The following is a 16645-nucleotide window of genomic DNA, read 5'->3' as shown; positions in this document are numbered from 1 at the left end:
AAAAATGAACGAAGAAAGGCTTTCAGATGAATAAATTGAAGTTAATGCTCTCCTTTTTCATTGTGCTGAGCACCTTCTTTCTTGCCTCCTGCGGACAAGCAGACAATAAGGGGCAATTGAAAAGTGTCGGTTTGCTTGTGAGTGGTACTGTTACAGACCAAGTTTGGGGCACAAAAGGGTATAAGGGTCTATTAAACATCCAATCGAAATATAATGTTGATGTATATTATAAAGAATACGTCGACTCCCTCGCGCTAACAGAAAGGGCGGTCGAAGAATTTAAACATAAGGGAGTAAATCTAATTTTTGGACATGGCAGTGAGTATGCGGAGTTTTTTGATACTTTGTCCAAAAAATATCCTGATATTCATTTTATCAGTTTTAATAGCAGTGCTAACAATGAAAACACGACAAGTGCCTCTTTTGATGGTTATACAATGGGCTTTTTTGGAGGAATGGTTGCAGGCCATATGACGAAGACTAACATAATTTCGGTGATTGCTGCCTTTGATACACAGCCTGAAATTCAAGGGTTCAAGGATGGCGCTATGTATGAAAACGAAAACGTTAAGGTGCTTTCAGATTTTGTGCAGAGTTGGGATAATCGCGAGAAGGCACTTAAGCTGCTAGATACAGCAATAGCAAATGAAGCTGATATTATTTATCCTGCAGGAGATGGGTTTAATGTTGATATTATTGAACAAGTGAAGGCAAAAGGGCTCTATGCAATCGGATATGTTTCAGATCAGTCTGATCTTGGCAAAATGACTGTTTTGACAAGTACTGTCCAGGATGTTTCTGAGATGTTTGACATTCTTGCCAGCGATTTTAATGAAGGGAAGCTGAAACCTGGCAATATTTCTTATGGTATGAAGGAAAATGTTATCACATTAGGAAAATTCAGTCCTAGCATAGATGCGGCATTTATAGAGAAAATAAATCAAGAAATTAAGCAATACAAACAGACAGGAAAGATCCCTAATAAACAATAACAAAAAGCTTGCACATAACTTTTAAGGAGATGCAAGCTTTTTTGAGCAGGAGCTTGCTTTTGAAGGTTTAATCCAGCCACTTCTTGAACATGGGCTTTACTTTTTTTATTAATGGTTTCAATTCATTAGCAGAATTCATAAAGAGGTCTATATTGCTGAAAACCAAGTCCATATCTATTTGGTCCAGATATTGCATTACTCCATCACTTGCCTCTTTGTTATCCTTAGTTCCCTCGTGACTATCTCTGCTGCGGCTTCCTAAAATCCAGGAATCTCCTCTGTTCCTTTCTCGTCGTTGCTCTATTCCTTCGGACCGTTTTTTCCTGTATACCTTTTTTCCAAGCATAAAATCAAAATAGTAATCATCCTCGGAATTTTCAATAGTTTTATTTTCTTCTAATTCGTTTTGAAAATCATCTTCCATTTCCGTTCTCTCCCTTTATTGACATATCTATAGCTGCTTTGTAATTATCTTATGTTTAATAAAGAAAAGTTGTTAAGACAGGCGCTTATAAAGTGAAAAAAAGTTGCATACTATAGGAGAAATTTGTTAAAATTAGTACCAAGTCATAATAATTGATAATAATATATAAGATGCAATTGCAGATAAAAATGCCTTTCATTTTTCATTTGGCAAGCAAATAAAGTATAATCGGACATATTAAAGGAGCTGACAGCTTTGAGTACAGGAATTATTGGCCTTGGTCGTGCACTGCCTGAAAAAATACTGACAAATTTTGATTTAGAGAAAATGGTTGATACGAATGATGAATGGATTCGTACACGTACAGGCATTGAAGAACGAAGAATTGCAGATGATAATACAAATACCTCTGATATAGCATATGAAGCAGCAAAAAAAGCGATTGAGAATGCAAACATCAGCCCAGAGGACATAGACTTGATTTTGGTGGCGACAGTTACACCAGATCAGCCGTTTCCAACAGTAGCATGTATGCTTCAAGAGCGCCTTGGCTGCGTGAAAGCTGCAGCAATGGATTTAAGTGCTGCATGTGCCGGATTTATGTACGGCATGGTTACAGCTAAACAGTTCATCGACAACGGTGCATATAAGTATGCTCTTGTTATTGGAGTGGAAAAGCTTTCAAAGATAACTAACTGGGAAGACCGCAATACAGCAGTGCTTTTTGGTGATGGTGGAGGAGCTGTTGTTTTAGGACAAGTTTCAGAAGGACGAGGTATCCTTTCATTTGAACTAGGCGCTGATGGTTCTGGCGGCAAGCATCTTTTCCAGGATGAAGAAGACTTTATCCAAATGAATGGCAGAGAGGTTTTCAAATTTGCTGTTCGTCAAATGGGTGAAAGCAGTGAGAATGTATTAGTTAAAGCTGGTCTATCAAAAGAGGATGTTGACTTCCTGATTCCGCACCAAGCAAATATTAGAATTATGGAGGCATCCAGACAGCGTCTGAATCTTCCAGAAGAAAAAATGTCAAAAACAGTCCATAAATACGGTAATACAAGTGCTGCGTCCATTCCGATCTCACTTGTGGAAGAGTATGAAGCAGGTAAAATCAAAGATGATGATGTTATCGTACTGGTAGGCTTCGGCGGCGGTTTGACATGGGGAGCAATCGCACTTCGCTGGGGTAAATAATCCTTTTAAAAATAAATATATATCCTATAAAAGAACGTTTAAACAAAGGAGATTGTAAACATGAGTAATAGAAGAGTAGTCGTTACAGGTATTGGTGCAGTAACACCGGTTGGTAATGATGCTGCAAAAACATGGGAAAATATCGTGAATGGAGTTTCTGGTGTTGGGCCGCTTACTAGAATTAATGCAGATGAATATCCTGCCAAAGTAGCTGCTGAAATCACTGACTTCAATCCAGAAGAATTCATGGATAAAAAAGACGCAAGAAAGATGGACCGCTTTACGCAATATGCTCTGGCCGCTTCGTTAATGGCTGTAAAAGATGCAGACTTGCAAATAACGGATGAGAACTCAGCACGAATTGGTGTTTGGATTGGTTCTGGAATCGGTGGAATGGAAACATTCGAAAATCAATATGAAATCTTCCAAAAGAGGGGCTACAAGCGTGTTAGTCCGTTCTTCGTGCCAATGCTTATTCCAGATATGGCAACAGGACAAGTTTCCATTACGCTTGGTGCTAGAGGGGTAAACTCTTGTACGGTAACAGCTTGTGCTACTGGTACAAACTCTATCGGAGATGCATTTAAAGTCATTCAGCGCGGTGATGCTGATGCAATGATTTCTGGAGGTGCAGAAGCGCCAATTACGAAAATGTCAGTTGCTGGGTTCTGTGCAAATACAGCACTTTCAACAAATCCAGATCCAAAAACAGCAAGCAGACCGTTTGATGCAAATCGTGACGGCTTTGTTATAGGTGAGGGTGCAGGTATTGTCGTATTGGAAGAACTAGAGCACGCTCTTGCTAGAGGAGCAAAAATCTATGCAGAAATCGTCGGTTACGGCTCAACAGGAGACGCATACCATATCACTTCACCGGCACCAGGCGGAGAAGGCGGCGCACGTGCGATGAAAATGGCGATCAATGATGCAGGCTTAAATCCAGCGGATGTTTCCTACCTTAATGCACATGGAACAAGCACAGCTTATAATGACAAATTCGAAACAATGGCAATTAAAGAAGTTTTCGGTGACCATGCCTATAAATTGCCTATCAGCTCAACAAAATCAATGACAGGACATCTATTGGGAGCTGCAGGCGGAGTGGAAGCAATTTTCAGTGTGCTGTCAATTAAAGACAGTGTCATTCCTCCAACAATCAATTACGAAACACCAGATCCAGATTGTGATTTGGACTACGTAGTTAATCAGCACAGAAAACAAGAAGTGAACGTAGCAATGAGTAATTCATTAGGCTTCGGTGGACATAACGCAACGATTATTTTCAAGAAATACCAATAAATAGCTAAAGAGTGAGAGTAGGCTGTTATCTACTTAAAGCGGCTCGGCGCATTGAACCACTGTAGTGGAATTAACACCTCTTGATTTAATAGTTAAAATATGTAAAAGGCCAACTGCTAAACCGGTTGGTCTTTTTCTTATTAATAATTATTATAAATTAAAATTGACTATAATAAAAAAATGTATATAATTAAATATATAGTATTGAATTTTTTGTTAGGGCATAAATAGTTTTAAATGCTTTATTTTTAAGTAAAGAAAGCGTTTACTTAAAAATCCAGTCTTTTCTCATTAGGATAGACGGATTTTCACTTTACCATCGCTTCGTTTAGCAAAGGAGGATTATATGTTAAGTATCGAAAATGCAGTACAGACATTAAAAGAGAAAAATATCCGCTTAACACCTCAAAGGCACGAACTAATAAATATTCTGTCAAAAGGAAACAAGCATTGGACAGTAGAAGAGTTATACCAGCTGTTGAATGAATCCATGCCTTCTGTAAGCATCACCACAGTTTATAATAATATCAATTTATTTTGTGAATTAGGATTAGTGAAGGAAATTCAGTTTGGAGAAGCTTTAAGCAAGTATGAATGGAAAAAAGAAGATCACTATCATATTGTCTGCAGTGAATGCGGAGAAATGGTAGATGTTTGGTATCCAGCACTAAAGGAGGTTGAAGTATTTGCCCAATCCATCTCAAAATTCGACATTAGTTCCCATAACCTCCAGTTCTACGGAACATGCAGCAATTGTGAACAAAAATAAACAAAAAGTCCAGCAGGATTGCCCTGTCTGCAAACAGCCGATGCAAAGGCTGAAGCATTCCATCATTTGCGGCTGTGGCTTTAAGATGATCGTGGATAAACGAAAGAAAATTATGTAACAAAAAAAAACTCTGCACAAGCTGTGCAGAGTTTTTTTTGCGGACTTTTCATAGTCATTTGTATTAACACACAAAAAATTAGAATAACATAAACTAACCATATATTCTGTTCTGTTGAAGGGAAAAGGGGGATTTTAATTGGGATAGTCAACACGAGGGAATGGCTAGACGAAAAATTTAATAAACCAGTTTCAATTTGTGAAGAGCTAAAAGGAACCTTTGAGGGAGAGCCGCCAAGAAAGGTTTATCAGCATTTAGCCAATTTTGGTATGTATAAGCCATCACGAAAAACGAAAGAAATTTATACTTCTCTTGTGAAGGAGGATGTATGGGCTAAGTGTGATAAGTTCCTTAAGAAATACCAAAAGCTATGGAATGGTCCTGATATCCCTATTTATATTTTTCCTTTTAATCAATCTAACAGAGGTAATGATAACAAATCAGGCTTGTCATTTGCTGATATGATGTATCTTTTTATTGGAGATATTGAGGACGAAAAAGAATTGGAAGCATTGTTCATTCATGAATATCATCATGTTTGCCGAATACATTATCAAAAAAAGGATGTTGACAATTATAGTCTGTTAGATTCCATTATCATTGAAGGACTTGCAGAGCATTCCGTAAAAATTCACTGTGGAGAGAAATACAATGCTGACTGGTGCCGTAAATATAAGGAAGAAGAGCTAGAGGATTACTGGAGTAAATATCTGAAAGATAACCTCGACGTTAATAAAAGTGACTACGTGCATGATGCCTTGTTGTTTGGCCTAGGGAAGTATCCAGACATGCTAGGATATTGTTATGGATTTCACCTGATTACTAAGTTTAAAAAACAAAAAAGCTTTCCTGAAAAAGCATATTTTATTTTGGAAAGTGAAAAGTTTTTAGTATGAATATAATATAAAAACGGGAGAAACCTTGTCGGTACAGGGTTTCTTTTTTTATTTGTAATGAAATTCAGAAAAAAACACGAAGGAAGAATATTAATACTAATAAATTTGTAATAGTTTTTTAACAAAACGAATAAAATGTCAAAAAAGTCTTAATACGTAAGAGGTGCAAAATGAACGATAATACTTCTGCGAAAAGCAATCATAACTTGCTGGAGGTTAAGAATCTAGAAACTTCCTTCTCTATTGATGGGAAACTGTACAATGCAGTCGATAATGTTTCCTTCCAAGTAAAGCCACGTCAAATTGTTGGCATTGTTGGAGAATCAGGCTGCGGGAAATCCGTGCTTAGCCTTTCCATCATGAAGCTCCTCCCGAAAGAAGCTGGAAAAATCCGCTCAGGCGAAATCATCTTTGATGGTGTTCATCTGGAAACAATGGAGGATAAAGAGATAAATAATATCAGAGGAAAAGAAATCTCCATGATATTTCAAGAACCAATGACCTCGTTAAACCCTGTTTTCACAATTGGCTTTCAATTGATGGAAGTTTTGCTGAACCACCATAATCTTACAAAAAGGCAAGCAAGACAAAAAAGCGTTGAATTATTAAAAAGCGTCGGGATATCAAGACCAGAAAAACTTGTCGATGAATATCCACATCAGCTTTCTGGCGGTATGCGCCAAAGGGTGATGATAGCAATTGCTATCGCTTGCCAGCCAAGACTCTTGATTGCAGACGAACCTACAACTGCACTTGATGTAACAGTCCAAGCCCAAATCCTCGACCTTATGAAAGACATCCAAGAAGAAAACGGCATGTCAGTTATCCTTATTACCCATGATTTAGGGGTTGTTGCTGAAATGTGCGATGAAGTCATTGTTATGTATGCAGGCAAAATCGTCGAAAAGACAGATGTTGATACATTGTTTTATGAACCAAAGCATCCCTATACAAAGCTACTAATGGAGGCTATCCCAAAAATGGACGAGGAAGTCGAGCTACTGAGCTCTATCAGCGGCATCGTTCCATCCTTGAAAAATATGCCAGAAGCTGGCTGTCGATTTGCAGATCGTTGCCCAAAGGCAATGCCCGAATGCAAATACATTACACCAGTTCTTGCAAGCCTTGAAGATGGACATGAAGTTTCCTGCCTTCTTTATGACCAAAGCAAGCCGAAGGAAGGGGTGAATATGTGATGACCAAGAATTCAGCAGTTAGGAACGAAGAAAACAGAGATCAAGATCAGGAAACAATCCTGCAAGTGAACGGATTAAAAACCTATTTTCCAGTTAAAGCAGGCTTCTTTGGTAAAACAGTAGCACATGTTAAAGCAGTTGACGGAGTCTCGTTTGCCATAAAAAAAGGGGAAACATTTGGGTTAGTTGGTGAATCAGGTTGCGGTAAATCCACGACAGGAAGAACGATATTACGATTCTTAAAGCCTTATGAGGGAAATATTCTTTTTGATAATAAGGATATTACTGAATTAAAGGGAAAATCATTGCGTGAAATCCGTAAAGATGTGCAAATGGTCTTTCAGGATCCATATGCTTCTCTTAACCCTATGCAGATGGTAGGGGACATAATCGCTGAGCCTCTAAAAAACTACAATAAAAATAAACCGAAAACCGAATTACAAACAGAAGTAATGGACCTGCTAACAAAAGTAGGACTACCAACTGATGCTTATTATAAGTATGCACATGAATTTTCAGGAGGACAAAGGCAAAGGATTGGGATTGCAAGAGCACTTGCGCTGAAGCCAAAGCTGATTATAGCAGATGAACCAGTTTCTGCCCTCGATGTATCTGTACAATCACAGGTGTTAAATCTATTGAAACAATTACAAGCAGAATTTAATTTAACCTTTTTATTCATCGCCCATGATTTAAGTGTCGTTAAGCATATGAGTGACCAAATTGGTGTTATGTATTTAGGGAACTTGGTTGAAATAGCAAATAAAGAGGGGATGTACACGACACCACTGCATCCATATACACAAGCCTTAATTTCAGCAATACCAGAGCCAGATCCTAGAAAAAAGAAGAGACGGATTATTTTAGAGGGCGATGTACCTAGTCCAATTAACCCACCAGCAGGGTGCCCATTTCATCCAAGATGTCCTTTTGCCAAGACTGAATGTAAAGAGATAAAGCCTGTATTAAAGGAGGTGAAACCATTACATAAAGTAGCTTGCCATCTATATTAAAAAAAGTTTTAAGGGGGAGAAACAAAGATGAAAAAGAATTGGATTGTCTTAACTGCTTTAATGTTGGTCTTATCTGCTTTTTTGGCAGCTTGCAGTGGTGATGGAGAAAAGACCACTACAAATGAAGGGACTGCATCAGGTGAACCACAGGATGGTGGAACGCTTGTGTATTCACTTGATTCATCTCCAGAGGGTTTGTTTAGCTGGTCCTTTTACGGTAATGCAACAGATGCTGAAGTAATTAGTTTCTTTGATGAAAGCTTAATAGATTATGATGAAAACCTTAAGCCGCAGCCAAATATCGCATCCTGGAAAACAGAGGATAATAAGGTGTATACATTTACCTTTAAAGAAGGCGTTAAATGGCATAACGGGGAAGAGCTAACTGTTAATGACTGGGTTTTTGCGTTAGAAACACTTGCAGATAAAGACTATGATGGACCACGATACACAAATGTTCAAACAATTGAGGGAGCACCTGCTTATCATGACGGCTCTGCCGACAGCATTTCAGGAATCAAAGTAATTGATGATTACAACATCGAAATTACATTTGATAAAGCAAGAGTTAACAACTTAGAAAACGTGTGGACATATGCAATGCCTGCAAAGGAATTTGAAGGAATTGCTGTTAAAGACATGGCCAGTTCAGAGCAAGTAAGAACAAAACCTGTTGGGTTAGGACCGTTCAAAATCAAAAATATTGTGCCAGGCGAATCAGTCGAATTTGAAAGATTTGATGACTATTTCAACGGCAAGCCTCATTTAGACGGGATTGTTTTAAAGGTAATCGATCCGTCTTTAACAATTGGTGAATTACAAAATAATACATTGGATATGACTGCATTCCACCCTAGTATTAAGGCAGATATCGAGGCATTGGATAATGTGAAAATTGAACAATATCCTGGATTGTCCTATTACTATATTGGCTTTAGATTAGGAACTTGGGATGGAAGCAAAAACGTTATGAACGAACCTAAATATCAAGATCTAAAACTTCGTCAAGCTATGTATTATGCGATGAATAGGGATGAATGGAATGAAGCCTTCTTTTATGGTGTAGGTAAGACCGTTAATACACCAGTGCCATCTAATCACTGGATTTCAGCTGACAACAGTGAATTAGAACAATATAAGTATGATCCCGAGAAAGCAAAGTCCTTGCTTGATGAAGCTGGATATAAAGATGTAGATGGCGATGGTTTCAGAGAAGATCCAAATGGAGATCCTTTTACCGTTAAGTTCTCTCATTACGCAACAAATAACCCGACATTTGAGACTCGTGCACAAGCGATAGTTCAGTATTGGGAAGAGGTTGGTTTGAAAACAGAACTTAGCATGACAGATGTAAATCTCTACTATGACCAAATTGAAAAAGCTGATAAGTCCATTGAAGTATTCTTTGGCGGCTGGTCTACTGGAACAGATCCAGATCCATCAGGCTTGTGGAGATCTGATGCTTTATGGAATTACTCAAGATGGGTAAGTGAAAAGAGCGATAAATTATTGGATGATGCTTTAGATGTTAGTATTGTCGGTACTGATCAAGACAAACGTAAAGAGCTTTATGTAGAGTGGCAGAAACAATTTATGGAGGAATTGCCTGCACTTCCTGTAGCTGAACTAGATGAAGTGATGGCACTTAATAAACGTGTTCAAGGTGTGACGTTCGATGTTTCTGGCACAAACAGACCGAACGAATGGTGGATTCAGCAATAAAACAGAATAATAGATTTTAAAATAAGGAGAAGAGAGTTACATGTTGAAATATACATTACGAAGAATATTAGGCATGATACCAATGTTGCTCCTTACTTCTGTTGTGGTATTCTCCCTGGCGAAATTAATGCCAGGGGATTCCCTCAGTGGAGAGATTGATCCTAATAACACAGATCCTCAATATATAGCTGAAATGAGAGAAAAACTCGGATACAATGACCCAGAATATGTTCAATACTTTCGCTGGGTGACAGATTTTATGAAAGGTGATTTTGGTACATCAACCCGCTATAAAATAGATGTAGCAGATCTCATTTCTGAACGGCTGTCAAATACAATTTTCTTAGGAATTACAGCTTTAATTATTACGTATATTCTTGCCTTTACTTTCGGGATGATTTCTGGAAGAAAGCCTTATACAATTCGGGACAACCTGATTGCAGGTATAAACTATATAGGACTGGCAATTCCTTCGTTTGTAGCTGGAGTCATTACTATATACATTTTTGCATTTAAGTTAAATTGGTTTCCTTCAAATGGCTCTGTAGGAATAGGATTGATAAAAGGATCATTTGAATATTACATGAGCAGGCTTCATCACGTTTTCTTGCCGGCAATTGTGCTTGGCGCATTAGCAACAGCTAGCTACACACAATTCCTTAGAAATGACATTATCGAAAATAGCAGAAAGGATTTTGTCAGAACAGCACGTGCAAAAGGAACGCATGAAAATAAAATTTATAATGTTCATATATTAAGGAATTCTATGATACCGTTAGTAACGTTTTTAGGATTTGATATCGCTGCATTAATTGGCGGTGCAGTTATTACCGAAACTATTTTTACTTACCCGGGAATTGGTCAATTGATGATCCAATCTGTAGGTACGAGAGACTATCCAGTTTTGTTAACATTGTTAATGTTATTTTCGTTTTTAACATTGCTGGGCAACCTCATAGCTGATATTTTATATGGCGTTGTAGATCCAAGGATAAGGGTAAGTTAGGAGGAAAGGGAAATGGAAGTTATTACTCCGAAAAATAATAAGAACTTAAACGTAGACATAAAAGCAAAAAGCCTTTCTCCATGGGCACTTGCTAGAAGTAAATTCATCAAGAATAAGATTGCAATGATAAGCCTGTTATTCCTTATTCTTGTGACCATTCTTTCCTTTTTAGCTCCTTATATCACTACAATAGATATAACAAAGGTAAATATAGGTCAAATGTCTTTAAAGCCTTCTGCTGACCATTGGCTTGGTACAGATAAAAGTGGTAGAGATGTGTTTACCCGCTTATTATATGGAGGCAGGATTTCTTTACTTGTAGGAATATCCTGCACTGTTACTGTTGTTTTTTTAGGCACATTAGTTGGATCTATTGCAGGGTATTATGGTGAAAAGATTGATAGTATGTTAATGCGATTCACTGACTTTATCATGGTGTTTCCGTTTTTAGTATTTGTTATCGTACTAAATGCCATTCTTCAAGGGATTGTTTCAGGATTATCGGTTTTAATCATCGTGATAAGTCTGTTGAGCTGGGGAGGGGTAGCAAGAATTGTGCGCAGTAAAATCCTCTCGGAGAAGGAAAACGAATATATTCTAGCAGCCATTTCCATCGGAGGTAAACCTAGTAAAGTCATTATTAAACATTTACTGCCGAATGTTATGTCTACCATTATAGTGCAAGCATCTATTCTCTTTGCTAGTATGATTGTTGTTGAGTCTGGATTAAGTTATTTGGGATTCGGTGTACCGCAAGAGGTGCCAAGTTGGGGTAATATGCTGTCATCTGCAAACGAACCAGATGTATTGCAGAATAAACCGTGGATATGGTTACCACCAGCAATTATGATTACACTAACAATTCTATCCATTAACTTCATCGGAGAAGGTTTAAAAGACGCCTTTAATCCAAAATCAAAACGATGATGCCTAACAGGTTTACAGTACAATCAGATAAGGCTATAAGAATAGAAGTAAAAAGGTCTTTCTCACATAGAAAGGCTTTTTTGTATGATAAATCTATAGAGAGTTTGTACATATATCAGAGAAAAGTATCATAATAATAAGCATACTATTAATGGGCGAATGTAAAGATTACATGCTTTCTAGAAAATAAACTTAAAAGAACAATGACAAAACAGGAATAAATTTACTGTACGATGCCCATACTGATTGACAAACAGTTGTTGAAGCGAGGGATAAAATATGCAATATCTTCATGATGTTTGGGTTAATTGGTTTGAAGGAGAGGAAAACGGTTATAATGTTTGCCACTTCCATGAATGGAGAAAAGAAGATGGAGTGGAGCTGCTTGATCAAGTGCCGCTTATAAAGATTGATTCGGTATTGTTTAGCTACATAGAAAATGATTTGGCAGAGCTTCCGAGACAGCTGCTTGAAGAAATTTATCAAAAAGCTTATCTTCGTAAAAACCATGAAAGAATTCAACTAGATTATTGCTTTGTTGTATCAGATGGAACAGGGATATTGGTTGTTGATACTTTAGGATATTCTATTCCAATCAGAAAAAGCAGAATGATACCAAGGCAGGAACAGCTTGCATATGAATTGCTTGAAAACCAAGAGTCTATAAACTACAACTTCCAAGGTGCAAATGAAGAGAATAAAGAATTTCATATATTGTCACCAGAGCCGCAAATGATGTATGGGCTGACAAGAAAAGAGCGTCAGTTAAAGCAATTACTGTTCATGGCCCTTGATCAGCTGCATTCATCGGAGAATGTCGCAGAGGTAAGATACTGGTATACAGAATGGAGTCCTGAAAAGTATTTTGATATTCAAAGCCTAGAATTTGAGGATGCTTGGAGTGAGCTGTTCGATTGTACGAAGTTTGGATGGTCACTAAAGCATGAGACATTTTGTGAAAACATCATTAAAGGGCAGCCTTTTTTTGAAAAGCTGTGGGAATTAGAACACGGTCCAAAGGTTAATTAATAACTTTCTTCTATTAATAAAGGAAATTCAGGCTGATAGAGCTTGATTAGCAGACAGGCTGTAGATAAACTCTCATAATGAGGATTGTCTACAGTCTTTTTATTGCTTCTTTATTAAAGTGGGCTAATTTCTGCCTTTGCAATGTGAATGTAAGTACAGATAAGGTTGTTTGCTAAAGAATTAGTTATCAACAAACAAAGGTTTACTGTATCTATCAGGAAAAAAATTAATTGTAATGGAATTACAGCATTAACGAGACAAGCGAAGACACTATAAGCTTAAGTGCAAGGCAAGTACCTAAAGAATAGAAGCTGCTAAAGCAGAAATTAATAGCCTTATGCTTTAGGGGAAGATGGAACATAAAATATAAACATCTGTTTTGTTTGTCTGCGTTATAAAAATATCAACAGGAGGATAGGAAGTTGGAAAGGATGATGAAGAAAGCTACAGGAATAGGGTGACGCTAAAGAACCTGGCAAGAACATGAAAACAATTCAATTATTTCTGCCTAGTAAACCTTGAGGACATAAAAAGAGGCTGATAGTAACCCTATCAGCCTCTTCGGTTTATCTGCGCTTACGGCCTAGGCCCATTGCATTTTCCATTTTCTTAAGCATTTTGCTTGCTACCTTATTCGCTTTTTCTGCTCCTAAGTCCAATATTTCATCAAGTTCAGGTGAGTTCATCAGCTCATTGTATTTTTCTTGAATTGGGCGGATTGCTTCGACAACTACTTCTGCAAGATCTGACTTGAAGTCGCCATAACCTTTACTCTCGTACATTTCTTCAAGAGCGGCAATTGATTTGCCGGATAGAATGGAGTATATCGATAAAAGATTCGATACTCCTGGTTTATTTTCTGTATCGAATTTAACGATGCCTTCTGAATCAGTGACAGCACTCTTAATCTTTTTGACAATCACACTTGGTTCATCCAATAGGGTGATTGTTGCTTTTTTGTTAGGGTCAGATTTGCTCATTTTCTTCGTTGGCTCTTGAAGGGACATAATTCTTGCGCCAACCTTTGGAATACGCACCTCTGGAATTGTCAAAATGTCGTTATATTTCTTATTAAATCGTTCTGCAAGATCTCGAGTCAGCTCCAAGTGCTGCTTTTGATCCTCTCCAACTGGCACTAGGTCTGTACCATACAGTAAAATGTCTGTTGCCATTAATGGCGGGTATGTGAGTAGTGCTGCAGATACTCCGTCTTTACCTGCTGATTTATCTTTAAATTGCGTCATACGCTCTAATTCGCCGATATAAGAAATACATTGCATCATCCAAGCACCCTGAGCATGTGCAGGAACCTCTGATTGAATAAATAATGTAGCCTTCTCAGGATTAATGCCGACTGCAATATATAAAGCTGCAAGGCTGCGGATGTTGTTTCTTAAAACAAGACGGTCCTGAGGAACTGTAATAGCATGCTGATCAACGATGCAGAAATAGCAGTTATAATCATCCTGCAGTTCTACAAATTGGTTAAGTGCGCCAATATAATTTCCTAAAGTGATTGTTCCGCTCGGCTGAATGCCGGAAAAGATTGTTTTCATTTGTTTTTCCTCCATTTTGTAGTGAGTACTATATAAGAAATAGGAATAGAAAAGTCCTTTAGAAACCGAAAAAGAAAAAAGAACGACAAAAAGACCACACGTCCCTATATGAAACATAGGGACGAATGGTCCGCGGTGCCACCCTAATTGCTTAAAAAAAGCCACTTTATCCTTGTTAACGAAAGGAAGTCGCTGAAATGTAATATGCCAAAAACGAATTGCGGTTCTATTTCAGTGCTCAAAAGTCCATTCCTTATAATCGGCTGTTTGTTTTCACCAGACACAAACTCTCTTTTAAAACCATCATATAAGTACTACTCTTTATCAAAGCATTTATTTAACTATATACATATAAATTATACTAATTGACGGGAAAAAGCAAGGGAGGGGTGGGGGTAAATTAAAAGTTGAAAGAATATTCGGCCGATGGGGGAAAAAGGAACAGATAACTTTTTCAGGAAAATATCGAGGTTTTTTTATTTTTTAGTTATATAGTATATTAGAATATGATTAACAGAAAAATCTATAAATTGTATTTATTTAGATTATTCTTAATTCTACAAAATTCTACAAAATTCTTGCATTCTAATAGGTCGATATATATAATTGATTTTACGAGTGGAAATTAAAAGTGATATTTCAGACTATTTAAAACAATTGGATATACTAAATCATAAGTCCTACTCATTATTATACTAGTCTAATTGTTTAGTAATGAAGAAGTTTGCATAAAGGATGGTTTACTATTTCTGAATAGCGAATCAGTAGACTTGAATTGACAGACTATTTAGGAAATATGAGTTTGTGTATTCTTGCGTTTTTTATGGGAAAGATAATTTTTGGAAACTCCACTTGTGGACAAAATATATAAGGGGGTAAAACAATGAAAAAGAGAATGCTTGTACTTCTTTCATTAGTACTTGCACTTAGTGCATTTCTTGCAGCTTGTGGCAACGGCGACAGCGGCAGCAAAGATGAGGCTTCACAAGATTTACGTCTTAACATTAGATCAGAACCATTCTCCCTAAACCCAGGTTTGGCGAATGATTCAACATCAAGTAACGTATTGCTTCAAACATTCGAAGGATTAACTCGTATTGATAAAGACGGTGAGCCTGAAGAAGCTATGGCAGAAAGCTACACAGTTTCTGACGATCAATTGACTTACACTTTCAAAATCCGTGATGATGCTAACTGGTCAAACGGTGACCCTGTAACTGCAGAAGACTTTGTGTATGCTTGGAAATGGGCACTTGACCCAAATAACCAATCACAATATGCTTACCAACTTTACTATGTAAAAGGTGCAGAAGCTGCTAACACTGGTGAAGGCAAGCTTGATGATGTAGGAGTTAAAGCTGTTGACGACAAAACTCTTGAAGTTACTTTAGTTAACCCAACTCCATACTTCACGCAACTAACTGCTTTTTACACTTACTTCCCTGTAAACAGCAAAATTGCTTCAGAAAATCCAGACTGGTATAAAGACTCTGGTGACGATTATGTTTCAAACGGACCATTCAAAATGACGGAATGGAACCACAGCGAATCCATTAAACTAGAGAAAAACGACACTTATTGGGATGCTGACACTGTTAAGCTTGCAACAGTTGAATACTCTATGATCGATGATGCTGCTACTGCTCGCAGCATGTACGAAAATGACGAGTTAGATTGGAATGGTCTTCCATTCGATACAGTTTCAACAGACGCTATTAAAGCACTTAAAGACAGCGGCGAATTGAAAACTCAAGCAACTGCTGGTACTTACTGGTACAAGTTCAATACAGAAGTTAAACCATTGAACAACGTACACATCCGTAAAGCATTGACATATGCAATTGATCGTCAATCAATTGTAGACCAAATTACACAAGGTGGACAAATTCCAGCAATGGCAGCTGTTCCTCCAACAATGTTCTCTGAAAATGAAAAAGGCTACTTCAAAGACAATGATGTAGAAACTGCAAAAGCAGAACTTCAAAAAGGTCTTGAAGAGCTAGGATATAAAGATGTATCTGAGCTTCCAACAATTACTTTATCTTACAACACAGATGAAGCACATGCTAAAATTGCACAAGCAGTTCAAGACATGTGGAAGAAAAACCTTGGAATTGACGTAACATTAGGAAACGAAGAGTGGGCTGTTTACATTGATAAACTTCACTCTGGCGATTACCAAATCGGACGTATGGGCTGGTTAGGTGACTTCAATGATGCGATCAACTTCCTAGAGCTTTACCGCGATAAAGATGGCGGTAACAATGATACAAATTGGGAAAATGCAGAATTTAAGCAATTGTTGAATGACTCTCAAAAAGAGACTGATACAGCAAAACGTCAACAAATGCTTAAAGATGCTGAAGCAATTCTAATGGATGAGCTTCCAATCGCACCAATTTACTTCTATACAAACGTTTGGGTTCAAAAAGACAACCTGAAAGATGTAGTTGTTTCAGGTCTTGGAGATGCTCAATTGAAATGGGCTCATTTCGAATAATGCA

The 16645-nt window shown here is 37.5% G+C and carries 15 protein-coding genes and 1 other annotated feature; of the genes, 13 read left to right on the top strand and 2 right to left on the bottom strand.

Features of this window, described 5'->3' with window-relative positions; translation table 11 throughout:
• The first annotated feature begins 26 nt into the window (after window positions 1–26).
• Window positions 27–992, top strand: a complete 966-nt coding sequence (locus EM808_RS03585; RefSeq protein WP_127735941.1) for a BMP family ABC transporter substrate-binding protein — start codon at window positions 27–29, stop codon at window positions 990–992.
• Between the two features lie 67 nt (window positions 993–1059).
• Here the strand turns inward: EM808_RS03585 and EM808_RS03580 are convergent, their stop codons facing one another.
• Window positions 1060–1416: a hypothetical protein gene (locus tag EM808_RS03580; RefSeq protein WP_127735938.1), complete on the bottom strand. Its 357-nt coding sequence runs from the start codon at window positions 1414–1416 to the stop codon at window positions 1060–1062.
• Window positions 1417–1671: 255 nt separating this feature from the next.
• Here EM808_RS03580 and EM808_RS03575 point away from each other — a divergent pair, with 255 nt between their 5' ends.
• The 11 genes from EM808_RS03575 (at window position 1672) to EM808_RS03530 (ending at window position 12585) form a co-directional block, all read left to right on the top strand.
• On the top strand, window positions 1672–2610 hold the full coding sequence (locus EM808_RS03575; RefSeq protein WP_127735935.1) for a beta-ketoacyl-ACP synthase III: 939 nt from the start codon (window positions 1672–1674) through the stop codon (window positions 2608–2610).
• Window positions 2611–2670: 60 nt separating this feature from the next.
• Window positions 2671–3909, top strand: coding sequence for a beta-ketoacyl-ACP synthase II (fabF, locus tag EM808_RS03570; RefSeq protein ID WP_127735932.1), 1239 nt, complete (start codon window positions 2671–2673; stop codon window positions 3907–3909).
• A 346-nt stretch (window positions 3910–4255) separates the two neighbouring features.
• Window positions 4256–4678 (top strand): Fur family transcriptional regulator, encoded by a 423-nt coding sequence (locus tag EM808_RS03565; protein ID WP_127735929.1) that lies wholly within the window; start codon window positions 4256–4258, stop codon window positions 4676–4678.
• On the top strand, window positions 4665–4796 hold the full coding sequence (locus EM808_RS29445) for a hypothetical protein (protein WP_259347098.1): 132 nt from the start codon (window positions 4665–4667) through the stop codon (window positions 4794–4796). Before EM808_RS03565 ends, EM808_RS29445 begins: the two co-directional genes overlap by 14 nt.
• A 269-nt stretch (window positions 4797–5065) precedes the next feature.
• Window positions 5066–5692: a DUF2268 domain-containing putative Zn-dependent protease gene (locus tag EM808_RS03560; RefSeq protein ID WP_127735926.1), complete on the top strand. Its 627-nt coding sequence runs from the start codon at window positions 5066–5068 to the stop codon at window positions 5690–5692.
• A gap of 170 nt (window positions 5693–5862) precedes the next feature.
• Window positions 5863–6888, top strand: coding sequence for an ABC transporter ATP-binding protein (locus EM808_RS03555; RefSeq protein ID WP_127735923.1), 1026 nt, complete (start codon window positions 5863–5865; stop codon window positions 6886–6888).
• Window positions 6888–7901 carry an ABC transporter ATP-binding protein gene (locus tag EM808_RS03550; RefSeq protein ID WP_127735920.1) on the top strand — a complete coding sequence of 338 codons (1014 nt, stop codon included), beginning with the start codon at window positions 6888–6890 and terminating at the stop codon, window positions 7899–7901. Before EM808_RS03555 ends, EM808_RS03550 begins: the two co-directional genes overlap by 1 nt.
• A gap of 27 nt (window positions 7902–7928) precedes the next feature.
• Window positions 7929–9623 (top strand): oligopeptide ABC transporter substrate-binding protein, encoded by a 1695-nt coding sequence (gene opp4A, locus EM808_RS03545; RefSeq protein WP_127735918.1) that lies wholly within the window; start codon window positions 7929–7931, stop codon window positions 9621–9623.
• A 40-nt stretch (window positions 9624–9663) separates the two neighbouring features.
• Window positions 9664–10629, top strand: a complete 966-nt coding sequence (gene opp4B, locus EM808_RS03540) for an oligopeptide ABC transporter permease (protein WP_127735915.1) — start codon at window positions 9664–9666, stop codon at window positions 10627–10629.
• Between the two features lie 12 nt (window positions 10630–10641).
• Window positions 10642–11556, top strand: coding sequence for an oligopeptide ABC transporter permease (gene opp4C, locus EM808_RS03535; protein WP_127735912.1), 915 nt, complete (start codon window positions 10642–10644; stop codon window positions 11554–11556).
• A 279-nt stretch (window positions 11557–11835) separates the two neighbouring features.
• Window positions 11836–12585 (top strand): YjbA family protein, encoded by a 750-nt coding sequence (locus tag EM808_RS03530; RefSeq protein ID WP_127735909.1) that lies wholly within the window; start codon window positions 11836–11838, stop codon window positions 12583–12585.
• Between the two features lie 566 nt (window positions 12586–13151).
• On the opposite strand, the gene trpS is transcribed toward EM808_RS03530, so the two are convergent.
• Entirely contained in the window at window positions 13152–14141 is a 990-nt protein-coding gene (gene trpS / locus EM808_RS03525; protein WP_127735906.1) for a tryptophan--tRNA ligase, read from the bottom strand.
• 114 nt (window positions 14142–14255) lie between these two features.
• Window positions 14256–14478: a binding site (T-box leader), on the bottom strand.
• A 546-nt stretch (window positions 14479–15024) separates the two neighbouring features.
• Here trpS and EM808_RS03520 point away from each other — a divergent pair.
• A complete protein-coding gene (locus EM808_RS03520) occupies window positions 15025–16641 on the top strand; it encodes a peptide ABC transporter substrate-binding protein (RefSeq protein WP_127735903.1) in 1617 nt (538 codons plus the stop codon).
• Window positions 16642–16645 lie beyond the last annotated feature (4 nt).

It is taken from the genome of Niallia taxi, from assembly GCF_004005475.1.
Classification (GTDB): Bacteria; Bacillota; Bacilli; order Bacillales; family Cytobacillaceae; genus Niallia; species Niallia taxi.
This window is presented reverse-complemented; position numbering and strand designations above follow the sequence as displayed.

Excerpts from the sequence above, each read along its gene's own strand:
- opp4A (WP_127735918.1), top strand. The coding sequence starts at position 7,929 with ATGAAAAAGAATTGGATTGTCTTAACTGCTTTAATGTTGGTCTTATCT.
- EM808_RS03580 (WP_127735938.1), bottom strand. The coding sequence starts at position 1,416 with ATGGAAGATGATTTTCAAAACGAATTAGAAGAAAATAAAACTATTGAA.
- EM808_RS03520 (WP_127735903.1), top strand. The coding sequence starts at position 15,025 with ATGAAAAAGAGAATGCTTGTACTTCTTTCATTAGTACTTGCACTTAGT.
- trpS (WP_127735906.1), bottom strand. The coding sequence starts at position 14,141 with ATGAAAACAATCTTTTCCGGCATTCAGCCGAGCGGAACAATCACTTTA.
- EM808_RS03560 (WP_127735926.1), top strand. The coding sequence starts at position 5,066 with ATGTATAAGCCATCACGAAAAACGAAAGAAATTTATACTTCTCTTGTG.
- fabF (WP_127735932.1), top strand. The coding sequence starts at position 2,671 with ATGAGTAATAGAAGAGTAGTCGTTACAGGTATTGGTGCAGTAACACCG.
- opp4B (WP_127735915.1), top strand. The coding sequence starts at position 9,664 with ATGTTGAAATATACATTACGAAGAATATTAGGCATGATACCAATGTTG.
- EM808_RS03530 (WP_127735909.1), top strand. The coding sequence starts at position 11,836 with ATGCAATATCTTCATGATGTTTGGGTTAATTGGTTTGAAGGAGAGGAA.
- EM808_RS03550 (WP_127735920.1), top strand. The coding sequence starts at position 6,888 with ATGACCAAGAATTCAGCAGTTAGGAACGAAGAAAACAGAGATCAAGAT.
- EM808_RS03585 (WP_127735941.1), top strand. The coding sequence starts at position 27 with ATGAATAAATTGAAGTTAATGCTCTCCTTTTTCATTGTGCTGAGCACC.
- opp4C (WP_127735912.1), top strand. The coding sequence starts at position 10,642 with ATGGAAGTTATTACTCCGAAAAATAATAAGAACTTAAACGTAGACATA.
- EM808_RS03555 (WP_127735923.1), top strand. The coding sequence starts at position 5,863 with ATGAACGATAATACTTCTGCGAAAAGCAATCATAACTTGCTGGAGGTT.
- EM808_RS03565 (WP_127735929.1), top strand. The coding sequence starts at position 4,256 with ATGTTAAGTATCGAAAATGCAGTACAGACATTAAAAGAGAAAAATATC.